Genomic DNA, 15,376 nt, shown 5'->3' on the forward strand with positions numbered 1-15,376 from the left:
GCCGCGATGGTCGCGGCCGATCCGGCAAAGGATCGCTTCCATGACCGACCACGATGACATCGAACTGCCGCACGTCTCTTCTCCGACCGATCACGTTCTCAACGAACTGCAACTTTACGGCTACCGCCCGTTCGATGATCAGCCTGATCCACGACCGCTCCCCGAGGGCAGGATCATCGCCGGCGCCGTCGCCGATATCTTCGATGCCCTGATCGCGACGTTGAGCGACACCCGGCTTGAACCAGACCTCGACGATCTGCTCTGGTCAACCGTCAACCTGTTCCACCGAGCGGTCGACCGCATCGGACGCCAACTCGACGACAACGAACAAGCGCAGCAGAAGCGCCAGCGCGAGCAAGACGGCTCCGAAGTCAGGTCGGTCGAACTCGAGCGCGTGACGGCGGAAGGCATCTCGCTGGTCGAGCGGCGCGACTGCCTGGAGCTCTTCCGCGACCAGGCCATCGAACGCTTTGAGACACACACCGGCTCATTCTGGCGCCCTCGATCGGGATCGCTGGTCAACCACCGTACGCTGACCGCAGCGATGATCGACTCCCGCGACTTCATCGCCGCCAAGCGCCGCGCCGAGACCGAGGTCATGCTGCCGGCAGGACCGAAGATCGCACTCACCGGCGGCCTCGACTTCAACGACCATCACCTGATCTGGGATCGCCTCGACAAGGTTCACGCCAAGCATCCCGACATGGTCCTGCTCCACGGCGGCTCACCGAAGGGGGCCGAATTGATCGCCTCCAAATGGGCAACTACCCGCAAGGTGGCCCAGATCGCCTTCAGGCCCGACTGGACGAAACATGCAAAGGCAGCACCGTTCAAGCGCAACGATGTCATGCTCGAACTCCTGCCGATCGGCGTCATGCACTTCCCGGGCACGGGAATCCAAGACAACCTGGCCGATAAGGCCAAGCGCCTCGGCATTCCCGTTTGGAGGTTCGGCGGCGCGTGAGCGCCGTCTTCTCGCCTCCAACTATCAAAGCGGGGGGTACGCCGCAACTCCGCCTCGTTCCGAATTTAGGTCTGAAGTTGCGCCGTGGTGGTGGTGGAAGGCGCGACTGCGAAATCTATGCAGATGGGAGCCACCACCATGCTCGCTATTGGGCTTGTTCTCAACACACTCGGCATCGGCTTGTTCTGCTGGGCGATTCTCGCGCTCGCTGTGTATGCCCTGCCGTTTTTCGTCGCACTGACTATCGGGATGATGGCGTTCCAAAGCGGCGGCGGCTTCATGGGCGCGCTGCTTATTGGAACGGCCGGTGGCGCGCTCACGCTCGTCCTCGGTCAGGTGGCCGTCGCGGCTACTCGGTCCTTGGTCATGCGCATCGCGATTGCGACAGCATTCGCTGTTCCCGCCGCCGTCGCCGGCTATCATGTGGTCTTCGCCGTGTCCCAGATAGGGGTGCCTTCGCTGGCTTGGAGTGAGGTCTTCGCTTGCCTGGGCGCGGTTTGCATTGGCGTTACGTCTTGGACGCGCTTGATGGTTTTGGCGGAGACCCGCCCGTTGGAGCCGAGTGGGGTGGTGGAGAACCCGTCCTAAGCAGTTCTTACGGCCGCATTGGCCGAGCGTTGACCATTTCCCGCCTTCATCGAACAGGTGCGTAGATCGGCGCGGCGAACGAAAGATGATCGAAACCTGAGCGCGGGAGAGGCAGTCCTCCTCGGGAGTCCTCATCAAGCTGCGGGCATTCGGTCCGGCCCACCCCAGCCGCAGCAGAGCGATGTTACCTGGATCGGTTCTTGAGAGACGATGCCGCCTTTTGCAGGAGATTGCTTCTCTTTCTGCACTGAAGCGCTCCGACCTCTTGTTCATCAAAACCGAGATAGCCACGCTTTCCGTAAGATTGTGGTTCAGCACGCGGACGCACGTGGCCTCGTTGATGGCTTGATCTGGCCGAAGACCGGCTTCGCCTCGATCGTCTGAGCCGCAACGCCGTTGATGCGACTTTCTTCCCCTGGGCTTCGCCCATTCCTCGCGAGACAAGAAAGTCGCCACAACGACGTCCTCCGCTGCGCTCCGGCCCGAGCGGGTGCGTCGCCGATCGTCCTCGGCCCTAGATCGCCATCGAGGCCGCGGTGGTCGCGGGCTCGAAACACAACAGGAGAAGTGACATGGCTAACATCGGTTCTTTCAAGAAGGTTGGTAACGAATTCCAGGGCGAGATCGTGACCCTGAGCCTGAAGGCCAAAGGCGTCCGCATCGTCGCCGAGACCAACCGCTCCAACGAAAATGCTCCCAGCCACCGCATCTATGTGGGTCGCGCGGAGATCGGCGCAGCCTGGTCGAAGCGTTCCGAGGAAGGCCGCGACTACCTCTCACTCAAGCTCGACGACCCCTCGTTCAACGCGCCGATCTACGCGAACCTGTTCGACGACGAAGGCGGTGAAGGCTACACCCTGCTCTGGTCGCGGCCGCGCAAGACCGGCGAGTAAGAGCGCCCCACCAAGCCCCGTCCGGTCCGCCGGGCGGGGCGCTTCGCGGTCGGCCTGAAGGGGCTTACGATTTGCTAAGCCGCGCAGCCTTTTTGAGCAGGTCGCCCGGTTCGACCCCCAATGCTTCAGCAATTTGTCCGAGTACGGTTACGCTTGCTGATACATCGCCGCGCTCGATGGCGCCGACGTAACGGGCGCTTAAACCCGCGCGCTCGGCCAGCTCCTCCTGCGTCATTTGTAGATCGTGGCGTTTCCGACGCAGATTCACAGCCATAATCTCTTTGAGATCCATGGCGATATGGGAACTGAGCCGGAACGATCGTTCTAGGAACGATCGTTCCTATTCGTGTCCGAACATGCTATCGGGTGGCGGCGCTACGTGCGCGACCGAACTCGGCCGCCGATCTACCGAACGAATATTCAGGATTCCAACGGGAAGCGGAGGTCTGGATTGCGACCAAACCATGGCGTAGCTTATAGGCGTTCTAAAAGCGGGTATGATGCAGAAGCCATCCCTAGACCGAGACGTAGCTGACAGTGCGCCCAACGAGCCGCTGCTGACTGCCTATGACGAACAGCATGTCGTTACGTACATGCGCCTCCTGCAGGCGGAGGGCGAGGGGGCGGACTGGCGCGAAGTGACTCGAGTGGTCTTGCATATGGACCCCGAGCGAGAGCCGGATCGTGCGCGAAGTGCATATCAGAGCCACCTTGCGCGTGCCAAATGGGTGACGGAGCAAGGGCGACTCTTGCGCGGTGCCGGGTCGAAATAGAAGAAAATCGCTGGCTGGCGACTTGCAGGCAGAACGATTTTCTTTTGCTGACCAGTGGTCATTCCAGTGCACCACGTGGTGCCAAACTAGGGGCTTCCTACAACCGCTTCGTTCATACCTATTGCGGCGCAATCGTTGTTAGCAGCATGCAATGGGGCGGAAGCAATGCCTGAATTCGACTGGCGGTCGCCGGATTCTTACAAGAGCCTACAAGACGCAGAGATCACCGACATCGCCTGGGAATGTCTCCGCCGCAACGCCGACTATCGGCGTGAGTACGAGGTGATGATCGCCAAGAGTCCGAACGGCGAAGTGACAGACGAATTCAGGAGGAAATGGGGCATCTGCTTTCGCCCATGACCCGCAGCGGTCGTTCGACGAGCAGACGATCTTTTGGGCGCCCGAGATTCTAGCGGCGGTCGTTCCGGTCAAGGTTGCCGGGGCTGCCGATCGCAGTTCATCGTCTCAACCCCTGTTTGACCTTGCAGCAGGACAGGTGCGCCGCGCCGCCGACGGCTGGCATGCCGTGCTGCGCATCGGTGCGTTGGATCACCGGATCTGGTCCAAAGGGCCGCCGGTGCTCGGCGCGTCATACGCAGCCGAACTGCCGTTTGATGGCGATTTCGGCGCACGTGCCTACGCAGCCCGGCGGCTCTGGCGTGCGATCAATGGGCGCGCGCCAGGTCCGGCATTTCACACCCTATCCAAACAGCGGCGCGAACGTCTGAGCGCCGCGATCCGCGCGCTCGATGCGCATGGCGCCGGGGGAAGCTATCGCACGATCGCCGACGCGCTCTTCGGCAAAAAGCGCATCCCCGATGGCGCCTGGAAGACGCATGATCTGCGCAATCGAACAATCCGCTTGGTGCAAGGCGGCCTTTTGTTGATGCGCGGTGGTTACCGCAAACTCCTGCGGCCCGGGCGCAAGGGCGATTAGCGCAGTCCTCAAAGGGTGCCGAAAATCGCCCCCTCCGTATTCGGCATCCCCCTCCGAGATCTTGCTTCTCCATAATGACCGCACACACGCCGGCCTAGCCAGGCGTAGTGCGCTGTCCTCCTGGAGTTCTCAAATGCCCGATCCGATGGCCGGTCTTCCCCCGCGATTCCTGCGTACACCTGAGGCGGCACGCTATCTTGGCCTGTCCGGTCGCACGCTGGAGAAGCACCGCACGTACGGCACCGGACCCACCTATCGGAAGATTGGCGGCCGTGTCGTCTACGCCGTCGATGATCTGAAAGCATGGGCCGACCGGGGCGCCAAGACATCGACGTCTGACCCCGGCAAGGGGACTGTACTGCCGGCCAAGAAGCACCCGGCGTTGCGACCTTATGCGGGCCAGGAACGTCGCTGATCACCGCGAAAGGACAGTGATCATGCGGCGCAGATACCATTCCGAGCGCGATCAGCTGGAGCTCTTTCGGGCGCTTCCCGGCGATCTTGCGCCCCGCGACGCGCAGGATCTGATGGCTTATCCGTTCTTCTCGCTCGCAAAGACCAAGCGGACCGTGCCGATTGATTTCCGTGCTGGCGCAATCGCTATTCGTGTCGAAGCCGTGCCGGAACACGGCATGGCGACCATCTGGGATGCGGATGTTCTGATCTGGGCTGCGTCCCAGATCGTCGAAGCCCGTGACGCAGGCTTGAAGACCTCGCGCTTGATGGCTGCAACACCTTACGAAATTCTGACGTTCGTCGGCCGGGGCACCAGCGCACGTGACTATGACCGCCTGAAGGCTGGTCTTGACAGACTACAGTCAACGACCGTGGTGACTTCGATCCGTCAGCCGACAGAACGACGGCGACACCGCTTCTCCTGGATCAACGAATGGAAGGAGACGGCCGATGCAAATGGTCGCCCATTTGGGATCGAGCTGATCCTGCCGGATTGGTTCTACGCTGGCGTCATCGATGACGCGCTCGTGCTGACGATCGATCGCGCCTATTTCGATCTGACGGGCGGACTCGAGCGCTGGCTCTACCGGCTCGTGCGCAAGCACGGCGGCCGCCAGGACGACGGCTGGAGTTTTGACCTTGTGCACCTCCATGCCAAGTCCGGCATCATCTCACCGCTCAAGCACTTTGCCTACGACGTTCGTCAGATCGTCCAGCACCAGACATTGCCCGGCTATCAACTCGTGCTCACGCGAGACCGGACCGGCAGCGAGAGACTGAACTTCACCCGTCAGCCTGTTGATCCCTTAACGGCGCGCTTGCGGCGCCGCGGTCTCATTGGAAATTCGGAGGACAACCTGTGAATCAGCTCGTGCTATCGGGGACCGCAACCCTCGTGCTATCGGGGACCCGATCCTCGTGCTATCGGGGACCAGAATCGACCTTAAGGGCTTGTTTCTCCGCGCTTTCCGGCCGCTCTAACTTTACTAACCAGAAATCCTTCGGATTTCTTCTAACGGAGCAGCCCGAAAGCCGCATTGGCGGCGCTCAGCAACGGCAGTCCGACAGGCCAGGCTGCCCTAGCAGGCCACACGTTCTCTCCACCGAGCCCCAAGCTCACGGCTGCCGGCGCCAGCGTCAGGGAGCCGCTGCATGAGCGATCTCACGGAAGTGGAAGTGTTGTGGCTCGAGAAGCGCATCGAAAACCGCATTCGATTCGGCCGCATCGTCGAGGAACGGAAGATTGATCGCCACCGGCGCGTCCTGTCATTCGCGCCATGCAGCATCTTTGCGTTCGTCCGGTGGACCTCGAACGACTTTGGCACGATCATTTCGCGGATCGACATCTTGCGCGCAGTCGCTCCGGGACAGCGCTGCTCGACCGTCCCTTATGTGACACCCGGCGGAGAGATTTTGCTGCGTCTATCCAGCTGGCCGAAGGTCGAACGGGTGCTGCAGATGGTCGACGCCATCGAAGCGCTCGGCATCGATCCCGCCGACGTCGCTCCTGATCATTGGCATCACATTCATAATCGTCTGTCCGTCAACGAAAACCCGCGTCCCTACACGAAAGCCCGCCACCAGGCATGGCTTCACCGGCAGAGGGTCATGCGATGACACCGCGGCTCAAGACGTTGGCCACAATGCTCTGCGGTGCCGTCGCACTTATCGCACCAATCGTTCTGGAGATTACGCCGGCCTACATCTGGAATGCATCCGAGAGTGTACCGATCGGGCTCTATCGTGTGCAGCCGCCGGACAAACTATTCGTTACGGAACTCCTCGCCGTGCAGCCGCCGGAACCGCTCGCGACCTTCCTCGACCTTAACGGCTATTTGCCCATTGGCGTCCCCATGCTGAAGCGCGTGCTTGCCCTTCCCGGGCAGACAGTTTGCAGAACCGGCCTCACGATTTCGGTCGACGAGGTCGCGGTGGGCGAGGCGAAGGATCACGACAGACGGGGCAAGCCGCTGCCGAAATGGCAGGGCTGCCGCGTCGTCGGCGACGGCGAGCTGTTTCTGATGAATTGGCAGTCGGGCGACTCTCTTGATGGCCGGTATTTTGGGTTCCTTCCGGCATCTAACGTGATTGGCCGCGCTCTCCCTGTGTGGACGTGGGAGGAGTGATCGTGCGTATTCAACGTGTTCTCCTCGCCGTTCCCTTGTTCGATCGATTGCTGGATCATTCCTCGGTCTCGATCGATGTCTGCAAGGCTGGCGCGAGCGCGACAGCACGCTTGGCTCAGTTGGGCCCGCGCGGTTGTGCTGTCGTACCTCTGATGCTTCTTTTGACCGCGTTCGACAGTGTTGCTTTGGCCCAGAGCGGATCAGCCGCCCAGCCGGCGATCAGTCAGACCACTCACTCATTTGCCGGCTTCATCAATGAGGCCTCACAACGCTTTGCGATTGCACCGAACTGGATCCGATCAGTCCAAAGCATCGAGAGTGCTGGTGACGTGCACGCCAGATCGCCAAAAGGCGCAATGGGCCTGATGCAAATCATGCCGGCGACCTGGGCGGAACTTCGCGAGCGCTACAATCTCGGGAATGACCCCTACGACCCGCACGACAACATTCTGGCCGGCACGGCTTACTTGCGCGAACTGCTCGATCGGTATGGCTTCCCTGGTGTGTTTGCCGCGTACAATGCGGGACCAACTCGCTACGAAGAGCATCTCGCAGGCGGCTCTCTGCCAGACGAGACGCGAGCATACGTTGCAAAGCTTGCAAATCTGCTTGGCATCGAACTGCCACCGAGGTGGACGTCCAGCGGACAGTCATCAGCAGCTGCGACGCTATTCGTCAGGCGGTCCGATCTCATGAAACCGCGCGATCGGTTGCTGGCGCTCATGCCATCGAGCGGTGTCACGACCGCAATCTCGGCGCCCGATGTTTCGTACATGGTTCCCAGGTCTATTGGCGTGTTCGTGCCTCGATCGGCTTCGGGAGCATCGCAATGATCGAGTGTGCGGGTTTGCAAGCTGATGGCGTATGGGCGATGCCTTCGGCCCGCGCTCTACTCGTCGCTTCGCTCCTCACCGAGCCACCCTTCGGGTGTCTCGGCCCTTCGGGTAACGATCGCTATCGCAAGCGCTCGGAAACAGTGGTGGCTTCGCGAGTTGGCTCCCAAGTCGCGGCGGCTCTTTTGGGAACCAGCGACCAGGAGCCCACGACGGCAGGACGGCGAGATAAAATGGGCTCGCCGGTCGAACCGCAAGCCATTGGCATGGCTTGGGTTCTGGCGTGCCGGTCGGTCGGGGCGCGTGCCGCGCTTTGCATTTTATCGAATGCAATCAAGGACATTTTCGGCACGGTAGGCGCCTTTGCGCAATTCGAGGCCCGGCCATGACCGTAGGCGACAGCGATCTGCGCGTTCGGCCCGGGAGCATTCGCAGTACCCGCGGGCCGAAGCCGAAGAGCTTCATCAACCAGGTGCTGCGCGCCGCGAAGAAGGCCGGGCACACCTCTAGTCAGTCTGCGGTTGGCAGGCGTTCCACGGCTTATGGGCGCTCGACGTTTGGCCGCGGCAGGCTTGCGTTCAGCCGCAGCCGGTTGTTCAGCCCGACGCGTCGCGTCGTGGTGAAGGCACGCGTGGTTCGTCATAAAGGGCGAGCCTTCCGTTCAGCACCACTCACGGCCCACCTCTCATACCTGAAGCGCGACGGCGTGACCCGGAGTGGTGAGCGGGCTGACATGTTCGATGAGGGCTGCGACCGAGCCGATAGCGCGGTTTTCGCAGAACGGTGCAAGGACGACCGGCATCATTTCAGGTTCATTGTCTCGCCGGAGGACGCCGGCGACATGACCGACCTGAAGGCCTTTACCCGTGACCTCGCCAGGCAGATGGAGACCGATCTCGGCACGCGGCTCGATTGGGTAGCTGTCGATCACTGGAACACGGACAACCCTCACGTCCACCTTCTCGTCCGGGGCGTAGATGAGGAAGGGGCGGATCTCGTGATCTCTCGCGACTACATCAGCCAGGGCCTGCGCTCACGCGCCGAGGAGTTGGTCGCCATCGAGCTCGGTCCAAAGCCCGAGCACGAGATCCGCAATTCACTGGAGAGGGAAGTTACGGCGGAACGATGGACGCGGCTCGATCGGGAGATCCGGTTGGCGGCAGATGAGACTGGCTCGATCGATCTTCGCCCCGAGAATCCTGGCAAGTCCGATCCAGAGATCCGGCGCCTGATGGTCGGTCGGCTCCAACACCTCGAGAAGATGGGCCTTGCCTCATCCGCCGCACCAGGAGAATGGATGGTAGGACTCGAGGCCGAGCGTAGCTTGCGCGACCTCGGCATGCGCGGCGACATTATCAAGACCATGCACCGCGCCTTTACCGAGCGTGGAGAAGCGCGCGGCATTGCCGACTTCGTCATCGAAGGTGGACCGCTGTCGTCCCAGATTGTTGGACGGCTGATCGACCGTGGATTGCATGACGAACTGACTGGCGAGGCCTACGCCTTGATCGACGGAACGGACGGACGCGCGCATCATGTGCGCTTCCGAGAGGTCGAGGCCTTCGAACAGGCGCCACCGGTCGGTGGCATCGTCGAAGTCCGACGCTTCGGTCAACCCGGCGATCCGCGGCCGACCGTGGTGCTGGCGATCCGCTCCGATCTCGACCTTGGTGGTCAGATCACGGCACGAGGGGCCACTTGGCTCGACCACAGGCTGGTCGAACGCGAATCCATGCCGCTCGCCATGGGCGGATTCGGCCGCGAGACTCGCGACGCCATGGAAGCCCGCACCGAGCATTTGATCCAGGAGGGTCTGGCGCGGCGGCAGGGCCAACGCATCATCCTACAGCGCGACCTCCTGAACACCTTGCGCCGACGGGAACTGGACGAGGTGGCCGCAAAGGTCTCGGCCGACACCGGCTTGCCTCATGTGAAGCCTGATTCCGGGGAGCATGTGGCGGGCACCTATCGCCAGCGTCTGACGCTCGCCTCGGGACGCTTCGCCATGATCGATAATGGGCTCGGCTTCCAGCTCGTGCCCTGGTCGCGCGAACTCGAAAAGAAACTCGGCCAACACGTCACCGGCGTCGTGAAGGACGGCGGCGGCATCGAATGGGGCTTTGGTCGGAAGCGCGACCTCGGCCTCTAGGTATCTCGCCAATTCAGTTGCGGAAGGACGCTCGGAATGTCCGGGACCAAAATCCTCTGGGGACAGGTGATCGTTGTCGGCCTCATCGTTTTACTGGCCATCTGGGGAGCAACCGAGTGGACGGCCTGGCGGCTCGCCTATCAACCGGAGCTTGGGCGGCCCTGGTTCGAATTGTTGGGCTTCAAGATTTATTATCCACCCGTCTTCTTCTGGTGGTGGTTCGTGTATGACGCCTATGCGCCTCAGGTCTTTGTCGAGGGCGCCTTCATTGCGGCGTCGGGAACCTTTGTTTCGATCGCGGTGGCGATCGGCATGTCGGTTTGGCGGGCGCGTGAAGCCACGAACGTCGCGACCTATGGTTCGGCGCGCTGGGCCGATGCGAGGGAGGCCAGAGCAGCCGGTCTTCTCGGTCCGGATGGCGTGGTGCTGGGCAAGCTCGACGAAAACTACCTCCGCCATGATGGACCGGAGCACGTGTTGTGTTTTGCGCCCACTCGCTCGGGAAAGGGCGTCGGCCTTGTCGTCCCCTCACTGCTGGCTTGGCCCGGCTCGGCCATCGTGCACGACATCAAGGGCGAGAACTGGCAATTGACCGCCGGCTTTCGTTCGCGGCATGGCCGCGTCCTGTTGTTCGACCCCACCAATCCAAAGTCCTCAGCCTACAATCCGCTGCTCGAGGTCCGGCGCGGCGAGTGGGAAGTCCGCGATGTTCAGAACGTTGCCGACGTCCTGGTCGACCCCGAAGGCTCGCTGGACAAGCGGAACCATTGGGAGAAGACCAGTCATTCGCTTCTGGTCGGCGCCATCCTCCATGTCCTCTATGCCGAGGCAGACAAGACTTTGGCCGGTGTGGCCGCCTTCCTGTCCGACCCGAAGCGGCCGATTGACGTAACGTTGAAGGCGATGATGACCACGCCGCATCTTGGTGAGCAGGGCGCCCATCCCGTGATCGCCTCAACCGCGCGCGAGCTCCTCAACAAGTCCGAGAACGAACGTTCCGGCGTTCTGTCCACCGCCATGTCGTTCCTTGGGCTTTACCGTGATCCCGTGGTAGCCAAGGTGACCTGCCAGTGCGACTGGCGGATCGCAGATCTGATCGCAGATAGCCGCCCAACGACGCTTTACCTCGTGGTGCCGCCTTCCGACATTTCGCGGACCAAGCCCCTGATCCGTCTGGTGCTGAATCAGATCGGCCGGCGCCTAACCGAGGACTTGCACGCTCGCGACCGCCGGCACCGAGTCCTGATGATGCTCGATGAGTTCCCCGCACTTGGGCGGCTTGATTTCTTCGAGTCTGCACTCGCTTTCATGGCGGGGTACGGCATCAAGAGTTTCTTGATCGCGCAGTCGCTCAATCAGATCGAGAAGGCCTATGGGCCCAACAACGCCATTCTCGACAATTGCCACGTCCGCGTCAGTTTCGCGACTAACGACGAGCGGACGGCCAAACGCGTGTCCGACGCCTTGGGTACGGCGACCGAGATGCGGGCCATGAAGAACTACGCCGGTCATAGATTGAACCCGTGGCTGGGGCACCTGATGGTCTCGCGTCAGGAGACGGCAAGGCCGCTTCTAACCCCGGGCGAGGTCATGCAGCTTCCGCCGATGGACGAGATCGTCATGGTGGCAGGGACGGCGCCGATCCGGGCGAAGAAGGTCCGCTATTATGAGGATCGGCGATTCGCCGAGCGCGTTCTGCCGCCGCCCGATCCGACGACGGCCGGCCGATCACTGCGAACGGACGGATGGACAGTGCTCGGAACGCCGATGCCGACGGGAAGTCCAACTGACAAAGCCGCGGAGGCCGAGGGAGACACGGCGAACAGCGGGCTCCGTCGTGAGCCCGAACTTCCCGATCACGTCGCGATCGCCAAGGAGACGACCGAACCGACACCGGCAGAAGAATTTGCAGCCGTTCTAGATGATGACGAGGATGCGGTCCGTCAGTCCCGGCTCATACGCCAACAGATGCGCGGTGTTGCCCGTCAAGTCGCCCTAGACCCGAATGACGGTATGGAGCTCTGAGGCGATATGCGCGACCGGATGAATGTGTATTTCCCGCCAGTGCTTCTGAAACAGATCTCGGAGCTTGCCGATCGTAAGAAGCTTTCCCGGTCTGCGATTGTGGAAGCGGCGGTTGCCTCGTTTTTGTCACCAGATGGAGCGGACAGGCGGGAGGCCGCGTTCGCCCGGCGCCTCGACCGGCTGTCGCGTCAGATGCAGAGGCTAGAGCGCGACGTGGGTTTGACGGCCGAAAGCTTAGCTCTATTCATTCGGTTCTGGCTGACGATCACGCCACCGTTGCCCAACGACGCGCAGGCGGCCGCGCAGGCAAAAGGCCGGGAACGGTTTGATGGATTTGTTGAGGCACTCGGGCGCCGTTTGCAAAAGGGACAAAGCTTCCTCCGCGAGATTCCAGAAGACATCGGCCGCCAGGAACCGCCCGGCGAAACCTGACTGAAGTGTCTTGGATGCGCTGACGCGCCGCTCCTTCTTTTTCTACGCCAGCTTACGATCGCAGCAATTTAGCCAAGCCCACAAAAAGCTGGACGCGCTATCGGCTCGAATGAGTTGAGGAGCAAGAAGGGCCAGCATGCAAATTTCGGGGGCATGGCATCTCACCGCGCGCGTATTTCTCCCGTTTGCTGCCGGATACTATCTTTCGTACCTGTTTCGGACGATCAACGCTTTGATCGCCAGTCATATCAGTTCGGACACCGGGCTCGGGACTGCCGACCTCGGATTGCTCACGTCGGTCTATTTCCTGGTTTTCGCGGCGGCTCAGATCCCCATAGGAGTTTTGCTGGACCGCTTTGGCCCCCGGCGCGTCCAAAGTGCTCTGCTCTTGCTTGCAGCAGTGGGCGCTGGGCTGTTCGCGGTATCGACCGGCTTCCTGTCACTGTTGATCGCCCGTGCAATGATCGGGCTCGGCGTGGCGGCGGCGCTCACGGCAGGACTGAAGTCCATCATCCTTTGGTTCCCCAGGGAACGAGTTGCCTTGCTGAACGGCTACATGATCATGCTGGGATCGCTAGGAGCGGTGACCGCTACGGCTCCCGTCGAGCACCTGCTCGCCTGGATGGGCTGGCGGCAGCTCTTTGAGATCCTGGCGGCCGCCACTGGTGCGACGGCCATTCTCATCTATGTCGTAGTGCCTGAACGAGGCATCGCCCTGTCAACAGTGTCCACCAGTCTGAGCACTGTTTTCAGCGATCGACGGTTCTGGAGAATGGCCCCATTATCGGCGACTTGCATTGGATCATCCTGGTCTCTGCAAGGTTTGTGGGCGTCGCCGTGGTTGATAGACGTAGAAGGGTTTGATCGCGCAAGTCTCGTCAGACAGCTTTTCGTGATGTCCGTCGTATTGAGCGGCGGTGCCTGGTTGTTCGGTATGGCCGTCCATCACATCAAACGCAGAGGAATCGGAGCGGAGACGGTATTAGCGATAGTTGCCGTGCTGTTCATCGCAGCCGAGTTAACCTTGGTCCTACGAGCGCATCCGCCCTCGATCTTGCCCTGGTCCGTTGTCGCTATTGTCGGAACGGCAACCGTAGTCAGCTTCGCGGTGATTGCGGATTACTTTCCGCCGGAGCTTGCCGGTCGTGCCAATGGCGCCTTGAACGTCTTGCACTTTGGTTGGGCATTTCTGGCCCAATGCGCGACAGGTCTGATCCTGGAGCAATGGTCCACCAACGATGGCCATAGGCCCGTCATGGCCTATCAAGTCGCGTTCGGTCTCAACATGGCATTGCAGATCGCTGCGTTGATCTGGTACGCGCTGCCTTGGCGGCGATCCGTCGTTTCATGGATGAGCTCAATCCCTTTCTTCATGCCGGCTTCTGTTTCCAACGCTGTCGAGTCAGTCGGTCTCTATGAGAATTCGGTGATCCTCCTGCCCGCGGATGACGATGCGGAGTGGTGAGCGGCAACTCGCGGCGAGCGGATACGATTAAGTAGGCGTCAAGTACAGTTCTCAATCTTCCTTTTTCTACGCCAGCCTACGATCACCGAAAGCGCTTGTTGCGCCAAGTCCATCGGTGCCTTTTCTAATCATCCCCATCTGAGGACGCTCGTTGGGCTTCCTCATTCGGTGGGGCGAACGGTGGCAATCCATTCCATTCAATCGGAAGCGAGTTCGCGCGGCGCGCGAATGCTGCGCAGCGCGCTTGGCTCTGCGATTGCCGGCTATCTCGAAGACGATGCGATCATCGAGGTGATGCTCAATCCAGATGGGCGGTTGTGGATCGACCGGTTGTCGGATGGCCTGATAGACACAGGCGAAACTCTGTCGGCGGCGGACGGCGAGCGCATTGTTCGTCTGGTAGCGCACCACGTAGGTGTGGAGGTGCATGCCGGCTCGCCGCGGGTTTCGGCCGAATTGCCTGGGACCGGCGAGCGCTTCGAAGGTCTGTTGCCTCCGGTCGTTGCGGCACCGGCCTTTGCGATCCGCAAGCCAGCGGTAGCCGTGTTTACGCTCGACGACTACGTCTCCAGGGGGATCATGACCTCGGAGCAGGCCAGGACCCTGAAGGACGCGGTCGCTGCACGCAAGAATATTCTCGTCGCCGGTGGGACATCGACCGGCAAGACAACGTTGACGAATGCGCTCCTGGCCGAGGTGGCAAAGAGCTCCGATCGGGTCGTACTGATCGAAGATACACGTGAACTCCAATGCAAAGCGCCAAATCTTGTAGCGTTGCGCACCAAAGACGGCGTGGCCACGCTTTCCGACCTAGTTCGCTCATCGTTGCGATTGCGTCCGGATCGCATTCCGGTTGGCGAGGTTCGCGGTGCCGAAGCGCTCGACCTGCTTAAGGCCTGGGGCACCGGTCACCCCGGTGGCATCGGGACTATCCATGCGGGCAGCGCGGTCGGCGCGCTGCGGCGGCTCGAACAACTCATCCAGGAAGCCGTCATCACGGTTCCGCGCGCCCTGATCGCGGAGACCATCAACCTCGTTGCTGTGCTTGCGGGGCGCGGCGGTGACCGTCGCCTCGCTGAACTCGCCATCGTCACCGGGCTCGGGGCCGCCGGTGACTACAACCTTTCATCAGCAGGAGACTGACATGCGTCAGCAATTTCGCTTACTTCGAGGTGCATCGTTGGCCTCCTTCGGCGCGGTGCTTGTGGCAGCCCCGCCGGCATGGGCGGCTGGCTCGAACATGCCATGGGAGCAGCCGCTCAATCAGATCTTGCAGTCGGTGGAGGGACCGGTCGCCAAGATCATTGCCGTCATCATCATCGTTGTGACTGGGCTGACCCTCGCGTTCGGAGATTCGTCGGGCGGCTTCCGCAGGCTGATCCAAATCGTGTTCGGGCTGTCGATCGCGTTTGCCGCCTCGAGCTTCTTCCTGTCGTTCTTCTCCTTCGGCGGCGGCGTGGTGATCTGATGGATGATCAGGTGGCAGGCTTTGTCGTGCCCATTCACCGCGCGCTCACTGAGCCAATCCTGATGGGCGGCGCGCCGCGGTCGGTTGCGATCGTCAACGGCACGCTCGCGGCAGCTCTGGGGCTCGGACTTCGGTTGTGGATTGCGGGGCTTGTCCTCTGGTTCATCGGCCACATGGCCGCTGTCTGGGCCGCCAAGCGCGATCCCGCCTTTGTCGATGTGGTGCGCCGACATCTGCGCATTCCCGCACATCTCAACACCTGAGCCC

General features: G+C 61.5%; 20 protein-coding genes. 19 read left to right on the forward strand and 1 reads right to left on the reverse strand.

What is annotated here, in order from left to right:
- Window positions 1-40: 40 nt before the first annotated feature.
- From BM190_RS26930 to BM190_RS26940, 3 genes are all read left to right on the forward strand, one after another.
- Window positions 41-964, forward strand: a complete 924-nt coding sequence (locus BM190_RS26930; protein WP_092260520.1) for a DUF2493 domain-containing protein — start codon at window positions 41-43, stop codon at window positions 962-964.
- A gap of 138 nt (window positions 965-1,102) precedes the next feature.
- Window positions 1,103-1,552: a hypothetical protein gene (locus BM190_RS26935; protein ID WP_092260806.1), complete on the forward strand. Its 450-nt coding sequence runs from the start codon at window positions 1,103-1,105 to the stop codon at window positions 1,550-1,552.
- A gap of 572 nt (window positions 1,553-2,124) precedes the next feature.
- Window positions 2,125-2,445: a DUF736 domain-containing protein gene (locus tag BM190_RS26940; protein WP_092220534.1), complete on the forward strand. Its 321-nt coding sequence runs from the start codon at window positions 2,125-2,127 to the stop codon at window positions 2,443-2,445.
- 64 nt (window positions 2,446-2,509) lie between these two features.
- Here BM190_RS26940 and BM190_RS26945 read toward each other — a convergent pair whose 3' ends face one another.
- Complete coding sequence (locus BM190_RS26945; protein ID WP_050385492.1) at window positions 2,510-2,737, reverse strand: helix-turn-helix domain-containing protein; 228 nt, start codon at window positions 2,735-2,737, stop codon at window positions 2,510-2,512.
- A 208-nt stretch (window positions 2,738-2,945) separates the two neighbouring features.
- Here BM190_RS26945 and BM190_RS41235 point away from each other — a divergent pair, with 208 nt between their 5' ends.
- From BM190_RS41235 to BM190_RS27025, 16 genes are all read left to right on the forward strand, one after another.
- Complete coding sequence (locus tag BM190_RS41235; RefSeq protein ID WP_092260808.1) at window positions 2,946-3,218, forward strand: DUF2285 domain-containing protein; 273 nt, start codon at window positions 2,946-2,948, stop codon at window positions 3,216-3,218.
- 165 nt (window positions 3,219-3,383) lie between these two features.
- Window positions 3,384-3,578 carry a transcriptional regulator domain-containing protein gene (locus BM190_RS26955; RefSeq protein ID WP_092260522.1) on the forward strand — a complete coding sequence of 65 codons (195 nt, stop codon included), beginning with the start codon at window positions 3,384-3,386 and terminating at the stop codon, window positions 3,576-3,578.
- Between the two features lie 136 nt (window positions 3,579-3,714).
- Entirely contained in the window at window positions 3,715-4,155 is a 441-nt protein-coding gene (locus BM190_RS26960; RefSeq protein ID WP_349516770.1) for a DUF2285 domain-containing protein, read from the forward strand.
- A gap of 133 nt (window positions 4,156-4,288) precedes the next feature.
- Entirely contained in the window at window positions 4,289-4,570 is a 282-nt protein-coding gene (locus tag BM190_RS26965; RefSeq protein WP_008561544.1) for a helix-turn-helix transcriptional regulator, read from the forward strand.
- A 22-nt stretch (window positions 4,571-4,592) separates the two neighbouring features.
- Complete coding sequence (locus BM190_RS26970; RefSeq protein WP_092260526.1) at window positions 4,593-5,474, forward strand: replication initiator protein A; 882 nt, start codon at window positions 4,593-4,595, stop codon at window positions 5,472-5,474.
- 289 nt (window positions 5,475-5,763) lie between these two features.
- On the forward strand, window positions 5,764-6,228 hold the full coding sequence (locus BM190_RS26975) for a DUF2840 domain-containing protein (protein ID WP_092260528.1): 465 nt from the start codon (window positions 5,764-5,766) through the stop codon (window positions 6,226-6,228).
- Window positions 6,225-6,737, forward strand: a complete 513-nt coding sequence (locus tag BM190_RS26980) for a S26 family signal peptidase (RefSeq protein ID WP_092260530.1) — start codon at window positions 6,225-6,227, stop codon at window positions 6,735-6,737. The genes BM190_RS26975 and BM190_RS26980 overlap by 4 nt, the downstream gene beginning before the upstream one ends.
- Window positions 6,738-6,739: 2 nt before the next feature.
- Window positions 6,740-7,570, forward strand: coding sequence for a lytic transglycosylase domain-containing protein (locus BM190_RS26985; RefSeq protein WP_092260810.1), 831 nt, complete (start codon window positions 6,740-6,742; stop codon window positions 7,568-7,570).
- Entirely contained in the window at window positions 7,567-7,959 is a 393-nt protein-coding gene (locus BM190_RS26990) for a hypothetical protein (RefSeq protein ID WP_092260532.1), read from the forward strand. The genes BM190_RS26985 and BM190_RS26990 overlap by 4 nt, the downstream gene beginning before the upstream one ends.
- Window positions 7,956-9,719: a relaxase/mobilization nuclease domain-containing protein gene (locus BM190_RS26995; protein WP_092260533.1), complete on the forward strand. Its 1,764-nt coding sequence runs from the start codon at window positions 7,956-7,958 to the stop codon at window positions 9,717-9,719. Before BM190_RS26990 ends, BM190_RS26995 begins: the two co-directional genes overlap by 4 nt.
- A 36-nt stretch (window positions 9,720-9,755) precedes the next feature.
- The gene (locus tag BM190_RS27000; protein ID WP_092260535.1) at window positions 9,756-11,744 is read left to right on the forward strand and encodes a conjugal transfer protein TraG; all 1,989 of its coding nucleotides are present in this window, start codon (window positions 9,756-9,758) and stop codon (window positions 11,742-11,744) included.
- 6 nt (window positions 11,745-11,750) lie between these two features.
- Window positions 11,751-12,176, forward strand: coding sequence for a ribbon-helix-helix domain-containing protein (locus BM190_RS27005; protein ID WP_092260537.1), 426 nt, complete (start codon window positions 11,751-11,753; stop codon window positions 12,174-12,176).
- A gap of 136 nt (window positions 12,177-12,312) precedes the next feature.
- Window positions 12,313-13,641 (forward strand): MFS transporter, encoded by a 1,329-nt coding sequence (locus BM190_RS27010; protein ID WP_092260539.1) that lies wholly within the window; start codon window positions 12,313-12,315, stop codon window positions 13,639-13,641.
- A gap of 228 nt (window positions 13,642-13,869) precedes the next feature.
- Window positions 13,870-14,784 carry a P-type conjugative transfer ATPase TrbB gene (trbB, locus tag BM190_RS27015; RefSeq protein ID WP_177237322.1) on the forward strand — a complete coding sequence of 305 codons (915 nt, stop codon included), beginning with the start codon at window positions 13,870-13,872 and terminating at the stop codon, window positions 14,782-14,784.
- Between the two features lies 1 nt (window position 14,785).
- Window positions 14,786-15,109 (forward strand): TrbC/VirB2 family type IV secretion system protein, encoded by a 324-nt coding sequence (locus tag BM190_RS27020; RefSeq protein WP_092260543.1) that lies wholly within the window; start codon window positions 14,786-14,788, stop codon window positions 15,107-15,109.
- A complete protein-coding gene (locus tag BM190_RS27025) occupies window positions 15,109-15,372 on the forward strand; it encodes a VirB3 family type IV secretion system protein (protein ID WP_092260545.1) in 264 nt (87 codons plus the stop codon). Before BM190_RS27020 ends, BM190_RS27025 begins: the two co-directional genes overlap by 1 nt.
- Window positions 15,373-15,376 lie beyond the last annotated feature (4 nt).

It is taken from the genome of Bradyrhizobium sp. Rc3b (assembly GCF_900114915.1).
Lineage (GTDB): Bacteria > Pseudomonadota > Alphaproteobacteria > Rhizobiales > Xanthobacteraceae > Bradyrhizobium.